Origin of the sequence: Saccharicrinis fermentans DSM 9555 = JCM 21142, assembly GCF_000517085.1 — a bacterium.
Classification (GTDB): Bacteria; Bacteroidota; Bacteroidia; order Bacteroidales; family Marinilabiliaceae; genus Saccharicrinis; species Saccharicrinis fermentans.
Genome location: NZ_KI912107.1, coordinates 644472 through 664920 on the forward strand (window position 1 = coordinate 644472; position 20449 = coordinate 664920).

Below are 20449 nucleotides of genomic sequence, written 5' to 3' on the forward strand. Positions count from 1 at the left end.
ATTTATAATGTATTAGATTTTTCTTTAATAGTTAAACCATCACGTAAGGAATTAATCCCTTCAATGACGATTTTATCGCCTGCTGATAATCCTTTTGTTACCGCATACTCACTGCCGTTGTTTAGTGGATATATTTCAATTTCGGTACTTGAGACGGTCGAATTTTCATCTACGGTGTATACGAATTTTTTGTCCTGTATCTCGTAGGTGGCATTTTGTGGAATTAACAAGCAGCTATCGAGCGAATATGGCAGAATAATGGAAGCTGTTCCACCGCTACGTAAAATTCCATCTTTGTTAGGAAAGGCTGCACGAATGCTGGCAGCACCTGTCGATTCATCAATGGTTCCACTAATAGTTTCTATCGTTCCTAAATATCTATAAATATCATCATTGCTCATCTTCAATTGTACTTTAGGAAGATTTTTGACGATGTCTGTTGTTAAATGATTTTCTTTAGCGAGGGCGAGAAGTTTTTTTTCGGTAAGAGAAAAGTTGGCATACATGGTGGCGAATTCTGAAACCGTAGTAATAGCATCAGACATGGTTGGGCTTACCAAAGCTCCAACACGATAGAATATTTTACCTATAATACCATCAGTAGGACTTGTTATACGTGTGTAGGACAGGTCCTTTTGTGCACTCACTAATTCCGCCTTTGCTAAAGCAAGTTGAGCATTACGACTACCCAATTCGTTTTGGGCAAGCTCAAGTTCATAAGCACTTATAATATTACGTTCTGCTAAATATTTTTTATTTGCAGCTGTTAGCTTAGCTGTTGCTACATCAGCTTCTGCTACAGCAACATTTGCTTTTGCTACGTTTACAGCCTCCTCATATTGTATCTGATCGATCTGAAACAATACTTGACCTTTCTTAACGATGGATCCCTCATCCACATTTACTTTGGTGATAAAACCCGTTATTTGCGGACGAATATCAATGTCTTGCATCCCTTTTAGGGTGGCCGAAAAAGATTCGTGGAACTCCTGTGTACTAGGCTTAACTTCCATTATTGTTAATTCAGGATTTGTAATGTGCCTCTTTTCTTTATTTTCACTGCAAGAAGCGAATACAGTAAGACTCATTACCATGATTACGATCGTGTTTAAAATTCTAATTTTCATCTTTGAGATAATTTAATGATCAAGCTATTATTGTATTTTCTTATTATTTGTTAAGCTATTTCGCTTTATCTTTTGTGTTGTTTTCAGTAGACAAATCTAATGGTTTGTGATATTGCATTAGGTATTGTAAAATGGGTAAAATAGATTGTCATTTAGGTTTTTGAGCTATCTTTGAAAAAAAAGGAGAGAGATGATGAAGATATATGAGAATATTAAGGGCTATTTTTTGAATACGAACCCTGAGGTGAACGATTATTCAAACCAGTTTTATATCAGGTCGATCAAAGAGGATAGGCTTGAAAACAAAAAGCCGGATGAAATTTATATTGAACCTCATAAAAGAGATTTTTTTGAGATAGCAGTACTGTTGCAGAATACAAAAAACATTCAAATTGGTGATCAAACACTACCAGTGATGGAAAGAAGTTTGGCGGTTGTTTCGCCTTTTCAGACTATTCGTTATGAAAAAAAAACGCCCAATGATGAGGATGAGGGATATGTTATTTGTTTTAAAGCTTCTTTGTTTCATCATTTTAATCAACCCTATGCAGTACAAAATGAATTTCCTTTTTTTAAAATCCATACATTACCACTTTACCATTTATCCAAGGATGACTTTAATGAAATATTAAGCATTATAGAAGAAATATTCCGAGAATCAAGAGGTAATAAAACTCATAGTTTCGAAGTGGTGCGCTCTTTACTTCTAATTGCTTTATACAAGATAAAGCGACTTACACAGGGGGATGAAGGTATTGTAACAATGAACCGATTTGATGCAGTTATGTCGAAATTTGAATATGAGATTCTTTCTGGTAAGGATGGTTTTTTATCGGTGAATGAATACGCGTCGAAATTAAATATTAGTCCGATTTATTTAAGCGAATGTGTGAAATCGTCTACTGGGAAAAGTGCACAAAAAATTATTATTGACTATAAAATTTTGTACGCACAAACATTGCTCCATCAAATGGAAAAATCGATTTCTGAGATCGCTGATATTTTAGGTTTTAATGAAGTTAGCAATTTTAATCAGTTTTTTAAACGTCATACAGGAATAACTGCAAGCCAGTTTCGAAAGAAAAAAGATTGATTTGTCTTTAGATATGTGACCAACTTATAACCGTATTAATTTTTTAATGTATCTACTGGATTAAAGGTAAGTCTCATTTTCTTAGGCAAGTTCATGGCTTTTTGAACAATTTGTCCATCCCTGTGATTGTTTTATTCATCCTTTTACAGGCATGTTTTTGTAATTTCACAACCTGACATAAACAGGATTGAGAACGTGTCAATCTGAAATACTTTTCATATGAAACAAGTCGTGGGAGTTGTTTCGCATACAAGGGAATGATTTGTTTCGGTGAGTTTCATATGACCTTTGAAAGAATAATATAAACATTTGAAAATGGATAAGGGATATATACGTATTGCTTTTATAGTGTTTGTTTTATCTGCTTGCAGTAAGCCGGAAACGCACTTAAATGAAATACAGGTCATAGGAAGTCACAATTCCTATAAAAAGGAAATTGAAAAACCTTTGTGGAATTTTTTGTATCAGAAAGACTCGGCAAAAGCACTGTCTCTACAATATGCGCATATTCCCATTTTGGAACAATTGAAATTGGGACTGAGAAATTTAGAGCTAGATGTTTTTGACGATCCCGATGGTGGGCATTTCTCGAATCCCCAAGGACTGGACATACTCCGTGAAAATGGGATCACTCCGTTGCCATACGATACCCTTAATAAGCTGGCACAACCAGGTTTGAAGATGTTTCATATTCAGGATATTGACTTTAGAAGTCATCATTTATTATTTAGTGATTGTTTACAGATGATGAAAAAGTGGTCCGACGAAAATCCAACCCACACACCGGTTTTTGTGCTGATGAATACCAAGGATCAAAAGGTGGAAGGAACACGGGACCCGCTGCCTTTTACCAGTAAAGCATTTGATCGGTTGGATGAGGAAATAAAAGCTGTTTTATCGGAAGATGATCTTATTACGCCTGATTTGGTGAGGGGGAATTGTAAAACATTGGAAGAAGCGGTATTGAAAAATGGTTGGCCTAGTCTGGAAGCGATGAAAGGGCGTTTTTTGTTTGTGCTGGATGAAAAAGCAGAAAAAATCGCCTCTTATCTTAAAGGGCATGCCGGATTAAAAAACAGGATTCTTTTTGTGAATAGTCCCGAAGGAAATCCTGAGGCTGCATTTAGAATCATCAATAATCCTATTCGGGATTTTGACTATATAAAGGATTTGGTGGCGAAAGGTTATATGGTGAGAACACGGGCAGATGCAGCCACCAAGGAGTCTAAAACTATGGATTATACGCGCTTTGATAGAGCAAAGGCATCGGGTGCTCAAGTGATTTCAACCGATTATTATATACCAACCAAGCTTTATAATTCATCTTTTAAAGTGGCCTTTGAAGGAAATACCTACGAAAGAATACCTGCAAGGGACGAATAAAGAAGTAGTTAGTGGTTTTAATGAAAATGTAAAGGGGTATGTTTCAAAACAAGATAATTTTAATAGCAATACTTATTGGTTTAGCGGTGCGGGTAAATGGCGTAAGTGGTCAGGCAACTAACTTCTCAATAGCATCAGAACACCACATTGTAAATATTGCGATAGATAAAAAGGAAGCGAGAGTCGTTCAAATTGCCGCAGATATGTTGGCGTCTGATATACTTAATGTCAGTGGAAAAAAGCCGGAGATTTCTTCTGTGATTAAGGAAATGGGGATTGTGGCCGGAACGATTGGGGAAAGCAGGCTGATTGATCAATTTATCTCAAATAAGAATTTGGATGTTAGTCAGGTAAAAGGTAAGTGGGAGACTTATTCTTTACAAGTAATAGCGAATCCGGACAATAAGCAGGGTAAAATATTGCTTATCGCGGGTAGTGATCGTCGTGCTACAGCTTTTGGTTTGTTGGAGATTTCCAGGATGATTGGTGTGTCACCTTGGGAATGGTGGGCTGATGTAATACCAGAAGAAAAAGAAAATCTGACCATTGCTGTTGAGAACAGAATTTATGGTTCTCCATCGGTGAAATACCGGGGTATCTTTTTAAATGATGAAGATTGGGGCTTGCAGCGTTGGGCTGCTTTGAATTATGAGCCGGAAACGGGAGATATTGGCCCCAAAACCTATGCGAAGGTGTTTGAGTTGTTGTTGCGTTTGCGTGCCAATACCATTTGGCCGGCCATGCATTCTTGTACCAAACCTTTTTATTTTTATCCGGAAAATAAACAGGTAGCGGATGATTATGCCATTGTTGTGGGTACGTCTCATTGCGAACCGATGCTTTGTAATATTAATGCTGAGTGGGATAGTGATAAAATGGGTGAATGGCGTTATGATAGTAATTCTGAAGCCATCAAGCATTTGTTTGAATCCAGAGCAAAGGAAAGCGCCGGTCTTGAAAGTATTTACACCATGGGTATGCGTGGAGAACATGATTCGCCGATGATAGTTGGCGCCGATGATACGGAATCGCAGGTTCAATTGTTGGAGCAGGTGGTGCGTGATCAACGAGTCATATTGCGTAAAAAAACAGGCAAGCGGGCGGAGGAATTACCACAGATTTTTATTCCATACAAAGAGGTATTAACATATTATCAAAATGGAATGGAACTGCCAGAGGACATCAGTCTGGTTTGGACCGATGATAACTATGGGTATATACGTCAATTGAGTAATGCGCAGGAGCAGAAACGTAAAGGTGGGGCTGGTGTGTATTACCATACTTCATACTGGGGGCGTCCTCATGATTATCTGTGGCTTAATTCAACAAACCCTGTTTTAATGTGGGAGGAGATGGCAAAGGCCTTTGAATTTCAGTCCCGTGATTTGTGGATTTTAAATTGTGGCGATATAAAACCGCATGAATATAATATTGAGTTATTTCTGGATATGGCCTGGGATATGTCTTCATTTGAAAAAAGTGAAAGTGTTAAAACGCATATGGATTATTGGGCAGGTAGAGAATTTGGTGAAAAAAATGCCCAAACGGTGACTGAGTTGATGTATAAATATTATCATCTGGCTTTTCAACGTCGTCCTGAATTCATGGCCTGGAGTAGGGTGGAACCTGTTTGTAAACCTGGTGAAACAACATTAAGTCAGATTCATTATGGGGATGAAGTTTCGCAAAGAATTGATGCGTATCAGGCATTAGTGGATAATGTCATTGCGTTGAGAGATCGTATGGAAACCAATAGACAGGATGCCTTTTATGAACTGGTGTACTATCCCGTGGTGAGTGCAGCAAATATAAATCACAAGTGGTTGTATGCCTATAAAAATAAGCTTGCAGCGCAACAGGGAAGGTCTAGTGCTGCGTATTTGGGGCAAAAATCCTTGGAGGCTTATCAGCGAATACAACAGGAAACGGATTATTTTAATAGCCGCCTGCAAAATGGAAAGTGGAAGCATATCATGAATATGTCTCCGCGGAATTTGCCAGTGTTTTCGATTCCCATCATAGCTGCTGGAGTTAATACGGAGGAGGCACAGCTGGGTCTGGCTTTGGAGGGTTATGAGATGGAGGTGAATGACAATGTGATTAATTCATTTGCTGATGTATTGCCTGTTTTTAATGCCTATACCCATAACCGCTATTTTATCGATGTATTTTTAAAGGGTGATGGGAAAATAAACTGGAAGGCGGTGGCTAATGCCGACTGGATTAAAATTACGAAAACAGTGGGAGCTATCAACCATAAGTTACCAGAAGAACGTATATGGGTGAGTGTCGACTGGGATAAGGTACCGGTTGGGAAAAATAAAAAGGAAGCTCCTTTGGGGCATGACTATCAGTTGATTCCTCCTGGCTATAAGGTGAATTCCTCCATCGATTTTGTGACAGCTGACACAACTATCAGTATAGGAATCTCTGTTTTTAATCCTAAGTTAAAGGAACTGAAGTATTATAAAGGACATATTGAAGATAAAGGTTTTGTTTCTATCAATGCCGAAAATTATTCCCTTAAGAAAGCAGGTAAACAAGCTGACTGGCAAACCCATGAGGGTATTGGTTATAGCGGTAAAGTGGTAACAGCCTTGCCGCGTTCTGCAGATTCTCAGTTTCATCTGCAATCTATTGTGAATAACAGCCCTGTGCTGGAATATGATTTTTATACTTTTAATTTTGGTGAAGCTCAGGTGTATTTGCAGGCCATCCCCACTCATGCCCCCAATAGTGATAGGGGTGTTCGTTGTGCGGTAGCTATTGATGATGCCGATCCAGTAGTGGTCGACTTTCAGACTTTGGGTAGAAGTGAGGAGTGGATGCAGAATGTGTTAAGAAATGCCTCCGTTCAGTCAGTGCCTCAGATAGTAAATAAAGCGGGCAAACACAGACTTAAAATATGGATGGTGGATCCCGGTGTCATGATTGACCAAATTCTAATTGATTTGGGTGGATGGAAGAAGAGTTATGCTTTTCCGAGAGTTCAAAGATGAAATATTGGATGTGACTTATCTGTGCCATATTTTATTCAGATAAAAACGTTTTTATGAAACGGATTATGGGAATTATTTTACACACAGGAGGATGATTAGTTCTGGCGAGTCCCATATGTCCTTTGAAATTTAATAGTAATCATAGGAAACTGGCATGACCAGTGCAAATAATCGGGTACACAGGTGAATGATTGAAATTTGCATTGGCTAGTGAAGTTTCTCTAATTTTTAAACATATGAAGAATCAAATGGTCCGTTATATCGTGTGGGGCTTCTTTTTATTTGTTGTTTTAGCTTGTAAACCAAGCCATACTTTTGAGGAAAAAGAACGGCAGATTGCTTTTATGGCTGATGTACATTTGCAAGATGTGTATGGGACATTGCGCGATACGGATTACAAAGGAGTGCTCAACCCAGGTAATGGAGCATATGTGATGGCTCGTACGATGGAAGCTCAATTACATTCAACCCGGATTTTCAATGAAAATTATTTTGCCTTTCTGGCTGCATTGGATGATGTCGTAAAAAGGGGTGTGAAATATGTCGTTTTGCCGGGTGATTTTAGTGATGATGGCCAACCTATAAATGTCCGTGGCCTGCAGCGTATATTGCATGAGTACACCGAGAAATATGGCTTGCATTTTTTATTAACAACAGGTAATCATGATCCTGTTCGTCCATTTTCGATGGACGCGGGGAAGAAAGATTTCATAGGTGAAGGTGGTCAATCACAAGTAGTGATGAGCCGTGAGGGTATGTACACTCCTAAAAGTGAAAATGAACATCCGGTGGTGATTTCTCAGGATATTAGAAAAATGGGTTATGGAGAAATTGTTCACACAATGAGTGACTTTGGGTTTTTCCCTTCAAAAGAAGATCTGTATTGGGAGACGCCTTTCTCAACTTATGCTTATGACGATTATCACTTTGCGGATGCCAAAGAGCAAAGTGATTTCAAACATCGCCAATACCTAATACCACCTTATTATACTTCCATGCCAGATGTTAGTTATTTGGTTGAGCCAGAGAAGGATTTGTGGTTCCTGGCCATTGATGCCAATGTGTATATTCCGGGCGAAAATGTGAAAGATCATCCCGAGCAAGGCGAATATTATAAAAGTGCCAGTGTAGGGTATTCCAATGTGCTTACTTTTAAAAAACATCTTATAGAGTGGGTGAAGAATGTAGCTGAAAGAGCCCATAAATTGGGTAAAACTCTAATTGTATTTAGCCATTATCCCATGATTGACTTCAATGACGATGCTTCTATGTATATTCAAAACTTGATGGGGGAAGGAAAAATGCAGACACATAGAATACCAGAAGAAGATGTGGCGCGAATATTTGCCAATGCGGGTGTTAAATTGCACTTTGGTGGTCATATGCACATCAATGATACCGGCATTCGTAAATCGGAAAAAGGGAATTGTTTAATCAATGTGCAGATCCCTTCTTTGGCCGCTTATATTCCAGCCTATAAGTTGGTTACTATAAAACATAAAGACCTGATGGAGGTGGAGACTATCGTGATTGATTCTATTCCGCGATTTAAAGAGTTGTTTCCATTGTATGAACAGGAACATGCATATTTAAGCCAGATGAAGGCTGATAATATTTGGGATGTGAATATGCTTAATGCTGCTACCTATCATGAGTTTACCAGCTGGCATCTTCGTGAGTTGGTTCGTTTACGTTTTCTAAAAAGTGATTGGCCCGCAGATTTTAGAGACTTCTTATTGCAGGCTTCCGGACGTGATTTACTGATGTATGCCAAGCCATCAGAGCATGCATCAGAAGAATATCTAAAACAGTTTGATAACTGGACCGGTTTTGATATGATCTATGACTTTTATCGTTTGCGTAGTGCCGATAAATTGGCCATCAGAGATATTGGTAGGGAGAGAATTCAGCAATATCAATTGATCAATAAAGCTATTCTAAACCACTCAAATACGAATGATCTTATGTGGGGTAAATTTCAAAGTTTTGCGACTACCTTTCATCATTTTTTAAATGGTGAGCCGGCCGATCATTTTGAGGTTAACCTAAAGGATGGAACCATCATCGACTTGCAGTAAGGTATATTTGTGTTGGAGCCCTAGTTGGAAATGAAATATGATTTTTGTAGATTAATTCTACTATAGGATGTTAGTTTTACAATTTTTAATGTATGCGAATAATTATTCAGGTCATAGGTTTACTGGTCTTTTTTTTAGAGGCTAATGGTGAAGTGCTTCGTTTTGAACATTATAGTGATGAAAATGGACTTTCGCATAATTCAGTGAGATCAATCATACAAGATACCAAAGGCTATATTTGGTTGGGTACTTTTGGGGGTGTTAATCGCTTTAATGGTTATAGTTTTAAGGCCTATACAGGTAAGCCTAATGATGTTAGTTATTTGCAGGATAATGATATTACTCAATTGGTTTTAGGTGACGATGAGCATATGTGGATTGGCACCAGTAATGGATTGACGCGTTATCATATTCCCACTTCATCATTTATTACATTTCATCCCGATTCAATGGGCTGTGAGTTGGTGGGTAATAAAATAAGATCGTTATTTATTGATAGTGAGAAACGGGTGTGGGCTGGAACCAAGAATAATGGCCTTTGCTATTATAGTCATCGTAAAAAAATATTTGTGCCTGTTGAAATGGGGGCGGTTAAATATGTTCGGTCTATATTTCAAACGCAAGATAAAACCATATGGGTGGGAACTTTCGGATATGGTTTGTATGCCATCCGCATGGATGGGGAGGACCGCATCCAAAGTACAACTCATTATGATTTGAAAGGAATACCAGGCAGCGAATTAAACCCTGATGTGTTTTTTATATATCAGGACCATAAGTTTGATTTGTTTGTGGGAACACGCTATGGTTTGTTTAAAAAAAATAAATTCACAGATGCCTTTGATTTGGTTAAGCAGAAGAATGTGACTCCTGATTTTTTTAGATGCATCACGCAAGGACCCAACGGAAAGTATTGGGTGGGAACATTAAAAGGTTTATTGGTGTGTGACTTGTTGGAGGATATCTCCATCGATAAATATGAAAGGTATGTGAATGATCTTTCAGATCCCGGGTCATTGGGTAATAATTATGTTACTTCTTTATTTTTTGATAAATCAGGTGTTCTTTGGATTGGAACAGAAAATGGTTTGGATAAATATGATCCGTTCAGAAACCAGTTTAAGACCATCAGAGGACAAAGTCTAGCCAAAGATGTTGCGTTAGATGTTAGTAGTTATGGGAAGACTGTAGATGGTCACTTGCTGTTGGGAACACATTCCAATGGATTGTATTTGCTTAAAAATGACTCGTTTCGACAAATATCATCCAACGAACATCGTATTGCCAGTATTTATAGCGCCGATGGAAAAGTATTTTATTGTGGTTTGTGGGATGGTAGAATTCTCAAATACAATTACCTAAGTGCTCACATTGAAATAATAGATGTGGGTATTAATGATTCGCCTGTGTTTTCTATTTTAAAAGTAGCACCCTCCTTATTGCTCATTGGGTCACATAATGAAGGACTACACCAATATGATTTGAAATCCCGAATGCATAAAAAAATAAAAGCTGATATACAAAACCTTACAGGGATCAATAAGATAATTCAGGATGATGCAAATATGATTTGGTTTGCAACGCAAAATGGTGTATTTAAGTATGATAGGTATAAAGAGGAGGTTAAGAACTATATCCATAGTGCTCATGATAGTATCAGCTTGTCAAATATCGAAGTGAAAGATATCTTGATAGATGCCGATGGTAAAATATGGGCAGGTACTAGACAGGGACTGAATTATTATGATGCCACATTGGATAATTTTGTACCAGTACATACGCCCCCAGAGCTAAAGGATATTTGGATTACAGATATGGCGATTGATTCCCTGGGGAAAATGTGGCTCAATATTAATTATAACCAAATTGCCAATTATAATCCAAGAAACAATGAGCTGCGATTTTATATCGTGAAAAGTGGTATGAGATCAACGATCTATTACAAAAGAGGTTTTTTATATTTTGATCATTCGAGAATTTATTTGGGGGGTGAAAATGGTATCATCTATTTTGCGCCTACGGGAATGTATGAAAATATCTATTCGCCAAAGCCTGTAATCGATAAGTTGGTGGTTCATAATAAAGAAGTGTTTTGTGGCGATGAGATCAATGGACAGGTTATTCTGAATAAGAACTTTAATTATGTGCCCAAGGTAGAACTGAATTATGTGAATAGAGACTTTTCGGTTTCTTTTTCTTCATCATCGTATGTAAATCAACGACTTAATCAGTACCAATATGTGCTGAATGGCTATACTGAAGAATGGACAACGGTGGGTAGTGATCAACGTAATGTGCAATTTACCAACCTTAAACCAGGCAAGTATAAACTTAGGTTGAAAGCTAGAAATAATGATGGATATTGGAGCGATGAATCCATGTATGAGATTATCATCATGCCACCATTTTGGTACACATATAAGGCTTTTGCTATTTATATTATATTGTTTTTGTTGTTGATATTTCAAATTCGGCGTATAACCATTTTTCGCATAAAGATGAAGCAGGAGTTGCTGTTTGAAAAAATTAAACGCGAAAAAGATGAAAAACTCAACGAAGAAAAACTTCGTTTCTTTACCAATATTTCGCATGAACTTAAAACACCACTTACCCTTATTCTTGGTCCGGCCAAGCAATTATTGGAGTTTAATCATGTTAGTCAGGAGGTGCGAAAAAATCATCAGCTAATATATTCCAATGCTGCACGTTTGTTGGGACTTGTAAATCAGATTATTGATTTTAGAAAAGTAGAGCGGGGTGAGGTGGAATTAAAGGTTTCGCACATCGAAATAGTACATTATACACAAGAACTGTTTGCGTCTTTTCAAATAATGGCCGACCAAAAACAATTGGCTTATTCTTTTGATTGTAAGCAGGAAAAAATTGAGGGATGGATCGATGTTAATAAGTATGAACGAATCATTTTTAACCTGTTATCTAATGCTTTTAAGTTTACCTTAAATGGGCAAGTGAAATTATCCCTGGATATCGTGGAAAAGGGAAAGCGATGTATTCAAATAGCAGTTCAGGATACAGGAATAGGTATCCCTAAGAATAGACAAGGAAAGATATTTAATCGCTTTTATCAGGTAAAGGAACAGTTAAAATATAATACAGGCTCAGGTATTGGTCTTTCTTTTGTAAAATCATTGGTTGAGATTCATCATGGTGAAATATCGTTTGAAAGTGAGATAAACAAAGGATCTACCTTTTATATTCTTCTGCCCATTGGTAAAACGTCGTATGCCAGCAATGAACTGTTTGAATGTAATATTATCACACCTTCAGTAAAAACTTCCATTGAAGAACCTGATGAAGTACGGGTGGAGTCTTTTGCAAATAAGGAGCCTTTGCTGATCATAGAGGATAATGAAGAGCTTCGTAAGTATATTGCCAATACACTGTCTGATACCTATAAAACTTATGAGTCTTCTAATGGTGAGGAAGGACTGGAGCTTGTGAGAAAAATTCGACCGGTGGTGGTGGTGTCTGATGTGATGATGGAACGTATGGATGGGTTTGAATTCTGCCGGCAGCTGAAAAAAGACCAAGAGATAAGTCATATACCGGTTATCTTGCTTACAGCTTTGGCCGAGATAGAAAATAAAAAAGAGGGTCTGAAGATAGGTGCAGATGCTTATATCTCTAAGCCGTTTGACCCTTCGCTATTAAAGGTTCAAATCATTAATATTATAGAAAACAGACGTAAGTTAAAAGAACGCTACTCTTCGGAGGCCGATATGGAAATTGACCAGCTCTCTCACTCGCAGGCCGACGATGAATTTATTAGCAAAATACAAGTGTTCATTCAAGAAAATATGATGAGCCCTAAACTGAATAAAGAGCTTCTGTGTTCTGAATTTGGTATTAGTTCCTCAAAATTATACAGAAAGATTAAAGAACTAACCGATCTTTCGCCAAATGAAATGATTAGAACCGTGCGACTGAAAAATGCCTTTGTGTTATTAAAGAATGGTAATAATAATGTTTCTGAGGTGGCTTATAAAGTTGGTTTTAGTGACCCGTTTTATTTTAGTCGGTGTTTTAGTAAACAGTTTGGACATCCTCCTAGTAAGCTTTTAAGCTAATCTATAGATAGGGTAGGTTCAGTTAATTCTTTTATTTATAGGATATTTATTTAAATACTCTTTTTAAAATGTCGCTAACTCTGGCAACAGGATCCGTTCTTATTTTCTGTTCCTCATCTGCCAGCTTCAAGAATAAGCCGTCTAAAGCTTTTTGTGTCAGATAGCCTTCTAACTCCACATCAACAGTTTTTAAATTGGCCATTTGACCTACAAAGGAAGATGCTACCTTGTTGTAGTTTGATGTCATGGTAGACCAAGTATCTCCGGCAGAATAGCCGGCTATTAAATCCTTGTTGATGGAGCTTTTGATTTTAGGACTGTATAAATCAAAGAGTTTCTGATAGGTTTTGGATTTAAAATAGGTAGTGGCGGCATCATTGGATCCCTTTAGGATATTCATGGCATCGCTTATTGTCATTTCTTTAATTGCCTTGAAGAATATGGGACCTGCCTCACTGGCTGCATCCTCAGCAGCTCGGTTAATACCCAGTATAACGTCATCAATTAACTTTTGCCCACCCGGTATTTTAGAGGCGTTTTTTACAATGATATCTGCTTCGGGGGGCAACAATATTTTTACCATTTCATCACCAAAGTAGCCATCCTTAAGTGCCAAATGGTGGGCTGCTGAATCGGTACCCACACGTAGGGCCTCTTTTAAACCGGATGCGACTTCGCTCTCTGTTAAGGGAATGTCCAGATCCATTGTGTTAACAACTTGCATAAGTTCTGCGCACCCGCTTAAGCATACGGAAATGAGGGAGATCAGTAAAATTTTTTTTATGTGCATAGGTTTATATTTATTTGTTTTGCTTGCGCCGTTTTCTACTTGTCGCATTTGTGGTATTCTTTTTAGAAAAATAGACTTCTTTTTTTTCTTTTGAAAATAGTTGGTGTATCAGTTCCTGCTGATTGTTTTGTTTAAGTACACTTTCAATCCTCCTTTTGTATTCTGGTTTGTACCAGAATAGAAAAATCCGTTGGTTCTGTTTGTCACTTTTCGATTTGGCAGTATATGTTTTTTCTAATGTGTATGGGTGTATACCTGAATAAAAGATAACAGTAGATACGGTCATTGGCGTTGGGGTAAGATCCTGTACCTGCTCAAGCCTAAAATCTAGATTCTTGGTTTCTACCGCCAGATTGGCCATGTCTTTTACCTGACTACCCGGATGACTAGAAATAAAATAGGGTATGATCTGTTGATTCAGATTGGCGGACTTGTTGATGCGATCAAAGTCTTCTTTGAACTTGTAAAATAGCTTAAAGGTAGGTTTACGCATTAGTTTAAGAACATCATCAGAAGTGTGTTCGGGTGCTACCTTTAGTCTGCCCGAAACGTGATTTGTGATTAGTTCGGTCATATATTCCTTATGGCTGTCCTGCTCCTTGGTACTGGCCATCTTATTATATAGCATGTCGTATCTTACACCACTTCCCACAAAGGCTTTTTTGATATCATGCATCTTATTAACCTTTTTGTAAATATTGGTCATGGCCGTATGGTCGGTGTTTAGATTGGTGCATATGTTAGGGTGAATACACGATGGACGGGCGCAACGTTCGCATATTTTCAAGTCTTTACCCTCCATCTTATACATGTTGGCGCTGGGGCCTCCTAGGTCGGATATATAGCCTTTGAAGTCAGGCATCTGCGTGATGGCTCTTACTTCTTTTAAAATGGATTTCTCCGATCGGGAAGCAATAAATTTGCCCTGATGAGCCGATATGGTACAAAAACTACATCCGCCAAAACAACCACGGTGCATGTTCACCGAAAATTTAATCATCTCAAAAGCGGGTATGATGCCTTTTTTGTTGTATTTGGGGTGAGGAAGTCTGGTGTATGGTAAATCAAAGGACGCATCCAATTCCTTGCTCGACATGGGCGGAAAAGGAGGGTTGATAACAATCTTGTGTTTACCCACCGGCTGAATGAGCCTTGCTGCCTGCCACCTGTTCGACTCTTCTTCTACATGCCTGAAATTTCTGGCGTACTTAACCTTATCCTTTAAACATTCTTCATGCGAAGCTAATTCTAAATCTTTCCAATTTTTGTTTTTGGGCAGTTCCTCTCCTTCGTGTAAGAAGGCAGTTTGTGGTATGGTAGTCAATGACTTAAAAGGTACTCCCTTGTCCATCAAATGAATGATCTGTTTCAATGGCTTTTCTCCCATACCATAGACCAATAGATCGGCCTTGGTTGATTCCAGTATTCCCGGCATCAACTGGTCGTTCCAATAATCGTAATGAGTTACGCGGCGCAGTGAAGCCTCTATGCCACCTATTAAAACAGGAACATCAGGATAAAGCTTTTTTAATATGCGGGTGTATTCATAGGACGCATAGTCCGGTCTGAAACCAGCTTTCCCTCCCGGGGTGTATGCATCATCAGACCTTAACCTTTTGTTTGCCGTATAATGATTGACCATGGAATCCATACTACCTGCGGTAACCCCAAAAAACAGCCGGGGAATACCCAGTTTCTTAAAATCACGTAAGTCGTCACGCCAATTAGGCTGCGGTACGATGGCTACCTTTAAGCCTTCAGCTTCAATGATTCTGCCTATAACGGCGGCACCAAATGAGGGATGATCAATGTATGCATCTCCACTAAAAAGAATCACATCTAACTCATCCCATCCTCTTTCCTTTACCTCTTTTGCTGTGGTAGGAAGCCAATCACTTATTTTATGTTGCACACTCAATTTTTTGTGCAAAGGTAATCAATATTAAATAATTAAGGATAAGTTGGTATGAAATTAATGGTGTTTTTTGCATGTGCTAGCTTGCTTGTAGTTTGTTTTTTGAAAAGGGTGCGCAATTTCTGGTATTAATATTCCTGAACGCTTTAAACCAAAGAAAGAGTTCTTAGAATACCATTTGGATACAATCTTCCAATCGTAAAACCTAACCGTTTTATATGTTTAAATAGATCTTTCTATGGTCATATGGAACTCGCCATGGTGAATCATCCTCTTGTGTGAAACAATTCCCATGGCTCGTTTCAATTCACCATAGTAGGTGCGATGGCTGATCTCAGCAAGTGATTGATTGCACTATTTATTTTCATGATAATGTTCTAATAGGTTATCCGGTAAAAAAAAAGTATTCAAAGGATTCAAAAGAAGATTGGTTTACTATTATTGACCATTGTGGTTACTACGATCAAAGCCATCTTATCAATGATTTTAAATATTATCTTAATCTTAGTCCAACAAAATATATAAAATTCCAGCAAGACATTTGTGATCCTGTAAACTGATTTCGTTTTCTTACAATTTTAGTGAAAAGCAACATTCTACTTTTGCTTAAACTTGTGCAATTCCATTGGCGACAGATTCCATTCATGACCATTTTTAAGTAAGTATTGTTGTATAGTTTTTAAAAATGCTGTTATAAATATCGCTGTCATTCCATGTTAAATTTTATCTTTGCCTAAGCAAAAATATTATTCATGGATTATATTGTTTCAGCACGAAAATATCGTCCCTCTACCTTTGTTTCGGTGGTAGGGCAGCAGAACATCACCACTACATTAAAAAATGCCATTAAAGGCAGTCAACTGGCACACGCCTATCTTTTTTGCGGACCGCGAGGTGTGGGAAAGACGACTTGTGCCCGTATCTTTGCTAAAACCATCAACTGTTCGAATATATCAGCTGATTTTGAAGCGTGTAATGAGTGTGAATCCTGTAAGTCTTTTAATGAGAATCGTTCTTATAATATTCATGAACTGGATGGAGCCTCCAATAACTCAGTAGAGGATATCAGGAGTCTGATTGATAAAGTTCGTGTTCCACCTCAGATAGGTAGTTATAGTGTATATATTATCGATGAGGTTCACATGTTATCGCAGGCAGCTTTTAATGCTTTTCTTAAAACATTGGAAGAGCCACCCAAGCATGCCATCTTTATTTTGGCCACTACTGAAAAACATAAAATACTACCAACGATCCTGTCTCGTTGCCAGATTTACGATTTTAATAGGATTACCATTGAAGATGCGGTAGGTCATTTAAAATATGTAGCAGAGAGTGAGCATATAACTGTGGAAGAAGAGGGGTTAACCGTCATTGCACAAAAAGCTGATGGAGCTATGCGGGATGCACTTTCCATCTTTGATCAGATTGTGGCTTTCTCAGGTAAAAGTATCAGCTATCAGCAAGTAATCGATAATTTGAATGTATTGGATTATGATTTTTACTTTAGGTTGGTGGATGCTTTTCTGGCAGAAGATACTACACAAACACTATTGATTTTTGATGAGATATTGAAACGGGGATTTGATGCACATCATTTTATTTCCGGTTTAAGTTCTCATTTGCGTGATTTACTTGTATGTAAGGATGCAGCCACCATTCAGTTGCTGGATGTGGGTGCTAAAATTAAGGAGAAGTACGGTGTTCAGGCGCAAAAAAGTACGATTGACTTTTTAATGGATGCTTTAAATATTACCAACGATTGCGATTTGCAATATAGGGTGGCTAAAAATAAGCGTTTGCATGTGGAGTTTGCTCTTCTTAAGATAGCACGTGTATTAGATGAACAAAGAAAAAAGTAGCTAAAAAGGCGAGGCAGCAAAACGGTTCCGGGGGGAGTGATAAAAATGTAAGTTCAGCCGGTGCTTCGTCACCAGATCATATTAGATCTGGAAAATCCGTTGCAAAAAGCAATACAGTAAAACAAGGAGGTGGACATAAGAGTGCACTAAAAAAAACCATCTCATTAAAAGCTGCGCTGCATGGTGATTTGTTAATAAATGAGGCGGATGGTGCAGGTGATGGTAAAACCAATGAGGAGGTTATCACCATTGATCCAAGCTGGAACGATCCAGTAGATCAGGACAGTGTGAGATTGGTTTGGCTCAAATATGCGAAAAAGATTGAGAAAACAAATCCGCGGCTGGCAAGTATCCTGAATAATCATATACCGGCCTTACAAGCAGGTAATATATTAAGAGTTCAGCTTAAAAATAAAACGCAAGATCATGAGCTGAAAGAACAGAAAACAAACATCTTCTTATTCTTAAAGAGCGAATTGAGAAATGCGAACTTAGAATTAGAGACGCAATTGATGACTGGTGAGCATGTAACAACAAAGGCATTTACGGCTGCCGAAAAAGCCAAGTTAATGGCAAAAAAGAATCCTGCGTTATTGTCGCTTACCAAGAAGTTTGATTTGGATGTTGAATAATGCGTTTAAAAACAGGATGATACTAAATGTGTATCTGGTTTGATAGATGAATGGCTGGCAAAATATTATTTTTTTAAACTTTTGCAGATAAAAAACTGTTTACTGAACACCGAATACAGAAAACTGATTTGATATGACAAAAACATCAAAAATTATTTACACCAAAACCGACGAAGCACCGGCTTTGGCTACCTATTCTTTATTGCCCATCATAAAAACCTTTACTGACGCTGCTGGTGTTGAGGTTGAGTTGACTGATATATCTTTGGCAGGACGAATTATTGCTAGCTTTCCGGATCGTTTGACAGAGGAACAAAAGCAGGATGACGCCTTGGCACAGTTGGGAGCATTGGCCAATAGTCCAGAGGCCAATATCATTAAATTACCAAATATAAGTGCTTCTATACCTCAGTTAATAGCTGCTATTAAAGAATTGCAAGACCATGGATATGATATTCCTGACTACCCGGTAGATCCCCAAAACGATGCGGAAAAAGAAATAAAGGCCAGGTATGCTAAGGTATTGGGAAGTGCAGTGAACCCTGTGTTGAGAGAAGGGAATTCTGATAGAAGGGTGGCAGAAGCAGTGAAGCAATATGCAAAGAATAACCCACATTCAATGGGGGCATGGAGTGCCGACTCTAAATCTCATGTGGCCTATATGAAAGGTGGTGATTTTTATTCTTCTGAAAAATCTTTTGTAGCGCCTGAGCAAGGGGCTGTAAAAATTGAGTTAATAGCCAATGAATGGGAAGTAACCGTGTTGAAAGAACAAACTGTTCTGCAAAAGGGAGAGGTGATCGATGGTTCGGTGATGAGTAAAAAAGCGTTGAGAGCGTTTTATGAAAAAGAGATAGAAGCTGCTAAAAGTGAGGATGTATTGCTGTCCTTACATCTAAAAGCTACCATGATGAAGGTGTCCGATCCTATTATGTTTGGACATGCAGTAACTGTTTTTTATAAGGAGGTATTCGAAAGATATGCCGATCTCTTTAATAAGCTGGGAGTGGATCCCAATAATGGCTTGGGGGATGTTTATGCCAAGATAGCAACCCTGCCTGCAGAAGAAAAAGAAGAAGTGGAAGCTGCTATTCAACAGGTGTATGCATCTCGTCCGGAATTGGCCATGGTTAATTCAGACAAGGGAATTACCAACCTGCATGTACCTAGTGATATTATTATCGATGCTTCTATGCCGGCTGCTATTCGTACCTCAGGTAAAATGTGGGGACCGGATGGTAAACTGAAAGATACCAAAGCCATGATCCCGGATAGGTCTTATGCCGAAATATATCAAGAGGTATTTTCTTTCTGTAAGGAAAATGGAGCTTTTGATGTGACTACCATGGGGAGCGTTTCCAACGTGGGATTGATGGCAAAGAAAGCAGAGGAGTACGGATCGCATGATAAAACATTTTTGATTCCTGCTGACGGAACAGTGAGAGTCACTTTTAGTGATGGTTCTGTGGCCTTTGAGCATGCTGTTGAGGAAGGAGACATTTGGCGTATGTGTCAAACGCAGGATGTGGCAGTGAAAGATTGGGTGCGTCTGGCTGTTAAAAGAGCAAAGGCAACCGGTAATCCAGCTATTTTCTGGTTGGATAAGAATAGAGCGCATGATGCAAATATCATGGACAAAGTGAATGCTTACCTTCAGGAAGAAGATATTGCTGGATCAGACATCAAAATATTGTCGCCAGTGGAAGCTATGCAATATACTTTAAAACGCGTGAAAGTAGGTGAAGATACTATTTCGGTGACAGGTAATGTGCTTCGTGACTACTTGACTGATTTATTTCCTATTTTGGAGTTGGGAACAAGTGCCAAGATGTTATCTATTGTGCCCTTGTTGGCTGGCGGAGGTCTGTATGAGACCGGCGCAGGAGGCTCTGCTCCAAAACATGTGCAACAATTCTTGAGCGAAGGACATCTTCGTTGGGATTCGTTGGGAGAGTTTTTAGCATTGGCTGTGTCGTTGGAGGATATTGGTAATAAAACAAGGAATACTAAAGCAGTACTATTGGCTAAGGCTTTAAACCAGGCGAATAGCCAGTTTTTACTCAATGATAAATCTCCGTCGCGTAAGGTGAATGAACCAGATAATAGAACCAGTCATTTTTACCTGGCTCTATATTGGGCCAAAGCAATGGCCGAACAAACGGAAGATGTACCGTTGCAACGTAAGTTTGCTAAAATGGTATTGATGCTTACCGATCATGAAAGAAAAATTACCAAAGAACTGATTGATGCACAGGGTAAAGAAGTGAATATTGGTGGTTATTACCAACCAAATGAGGACTTGGTTTCAAAAGCTATGCGTCCAAGTGAGACCTTTAATAATATTCTGAGTAGGGTATAGCTAGTTATCCTGTTTTGATGAAATTGTATATGCCAATACTTGAGTGAGTGTTGGCATTTTTTTAGCCTTGTATCTTTAAAAATACCTGTTTGTTTTTTGCTTGTGATTAATAAACGCGGAAAAGGC

The 20449-nt window shown here is 38.4% G+C and carries 12 protein-coding genes; 9 read left to right on the forward strand and 3 right to left on the reverse strand.

Annotation, left to right across the window (positions count from 1 at the left end; all coding sequences use genetic code 11):
- Positions 1 to 2 precede the first annotated feature (2 nt).
- On the reverse strand, positions 3 to 1127 hold the full coding sequence (locus CYTFE_RS24705) for an efflux RND transporter periplasmic adaptor subunit (RefSeq protein WP_044213620.1): 1125 nt from the start codon (positions 1125 to 1127) through the stop codon (positions 3 to 5).
- Between the two features lie 190 nt (positions 1128 to 1317).
- On the opposite strand from CYTFE_RS24705, the gene CYTFE_RS0102810 reads away from it, so the two are divergent.
- From CYTFE_RS0102810 to CYTFE_RS0102830, 5 genes are all read left to right on the forward strand, one after another.
- Positions 1318 to 2220 carry a helix-turn-helix domain-containing protein gene (locus tag CYTFE_RS0102810; RefSeq protein ID WP_081735892.1) on the forward strand — a complete coding sequence of 301 codons (903 nt, stop codon included), beginning with the start codon at positions 1318 to 1320 and terminating at the stop codon, positions 2218 to 2220.
- A 315-nt stretch (positions 2221 to 2535) separates the two neighbouring features.
- Positions 2536 to 3603, forward strand: coding sequence for a phosphatidylinositol-specific phospholipase C1-like protein (locus tag CYTFE_RS0102815; protein ID WP_027470565.1), 1068 nt, complete (start codon positions 2536 to 2538; stop codon positions 3601 to 3603).
- Positions 3604 to 3641: 38 nt separating this feature from the next.
- The gene (locus CYTFE_RS0102820) at positions 3642 to 6602 is read left to right on the forward strand and encodes a glycosyl hydrolase 115 family protein (protein WP_027470566.1); all 2961 of its coding nucleotides are present in this window, start codon (positions 3642 to 3644) and stop codon (positions 6600 to 6602) included.
- Between the two features lie 236 nt (positions 6603 to 6838).
- Positions 6839 to 8680 (forward strand): metallophosphoesterase, encoded by a 1842-nt coding sequence (locus CYTFE_RS0102825; protein ID WP_044213623.1) that lies wholly within the window; start codon positions 6839 to 6841, stop codon positions 8678 to 8680.
- A 92-nt stretch (positions 8681 to 8772) separates the two neighbouring features.
- Positions 8773 to 12768, forward strand: coding sequence for a hybrid sensor histidine kinase/response regulator transcription factor (locus CYTFE_RS0102830; RefSeq protein WP_027470568.1), 3996 nt, complete (start codon positions 8773 to 8775; stop codon positions 12766 to 12768).
- A gap of 46 nt (positions 12769 to 12814) precedes the next feature.
- On the opposite strand, the gene CYTFE_RS0102835 is transcribed toward CYTFE_RS0102830, so the two are convergent.
- Positions 12815 to 13558 (reverse strand): DUF4197 domain-containing protein, encoded by a 744-nt coding sequence (locus CYTFE_RS0102835; protein WP_044213687.1) that lies wholly within the window; start codon positions 13556 to 13558, stop codon positions 12815 to 12817.
- A 10-nt stretch (positions 13559 to 13568) separates the two neighbouring features.
- Positions 13569 to 15470, reverse strand: coding sequence for a YgiQ family radical SAM protein (locus tag CYTFE_RS0102840; RefSeq protein ID WP_244880306.1), 1902 nt, complete (start codon positions 15468 to 15470; stop codon positions 13569 to 13571).
- 344 nt (positions 15471 to 15814) lie between these two features.
- Between CYTFE_RS0102840 and CYTFE_RS31790 the strand changes: the two genes are divergently transcribed.
- From CYTFE_RS31790 to CYTFE_RS0102860, 4 genes are all read left to right on the forward strand, one after another.
- Positions 15815 to 16033, forward strand: a complete 219-nt coding sequence (locus CYTFE_RS31790) for an AraC family transcriptional regulator (RefSeq protein ID WP_081735893.1) — start codon at positions 15815 to 15817, stop codon at positions 16031 to 16033.
- 192 nt (positions 16034 to 16225) lie between these two features.
- Positions 16226 to 17332: a DNA polymerase III subunit gamma/tau gene (locus CYTFE_RS24710; RefSeq protein ID WP_044213664.1), complete on the forward strand. Its 1107-nt coding sequence runs from the start codon at positions 16226 to 16228 to the stop codon at positions 17330 to 17332.
- A 188-nt stretch (positions 17333 to 17520) separates the two neighbouring features.
- Positions 17521 to 17964 (forward strand): hypothetical protein, encoded by a 444-nt coding sequence (locus tag CYTFE_RS28290; protein ID WP_052342955.1) that lies wholly within the window; start codon positions 17521 to 17523, stop codon positions 17962 to 17964.
- Positions 17965 to 18097: 133 nt separating this feature from the next.
- The gene (locus CYTFE_RS0102860) at positions 18098 to 20323 is read left to right on the forward strand and encodes an NADP-dependent isocitrate dehydrogenase (RefSeq protein WP_027470572.1); all 2226 of its coding nucleotides are present in this window, start codon (positions 18098 to 18100) and stop codon (positions 20321 to 20323) included.
- Positions 20324 to 20449: the final 126 nt, after the last annotated feature.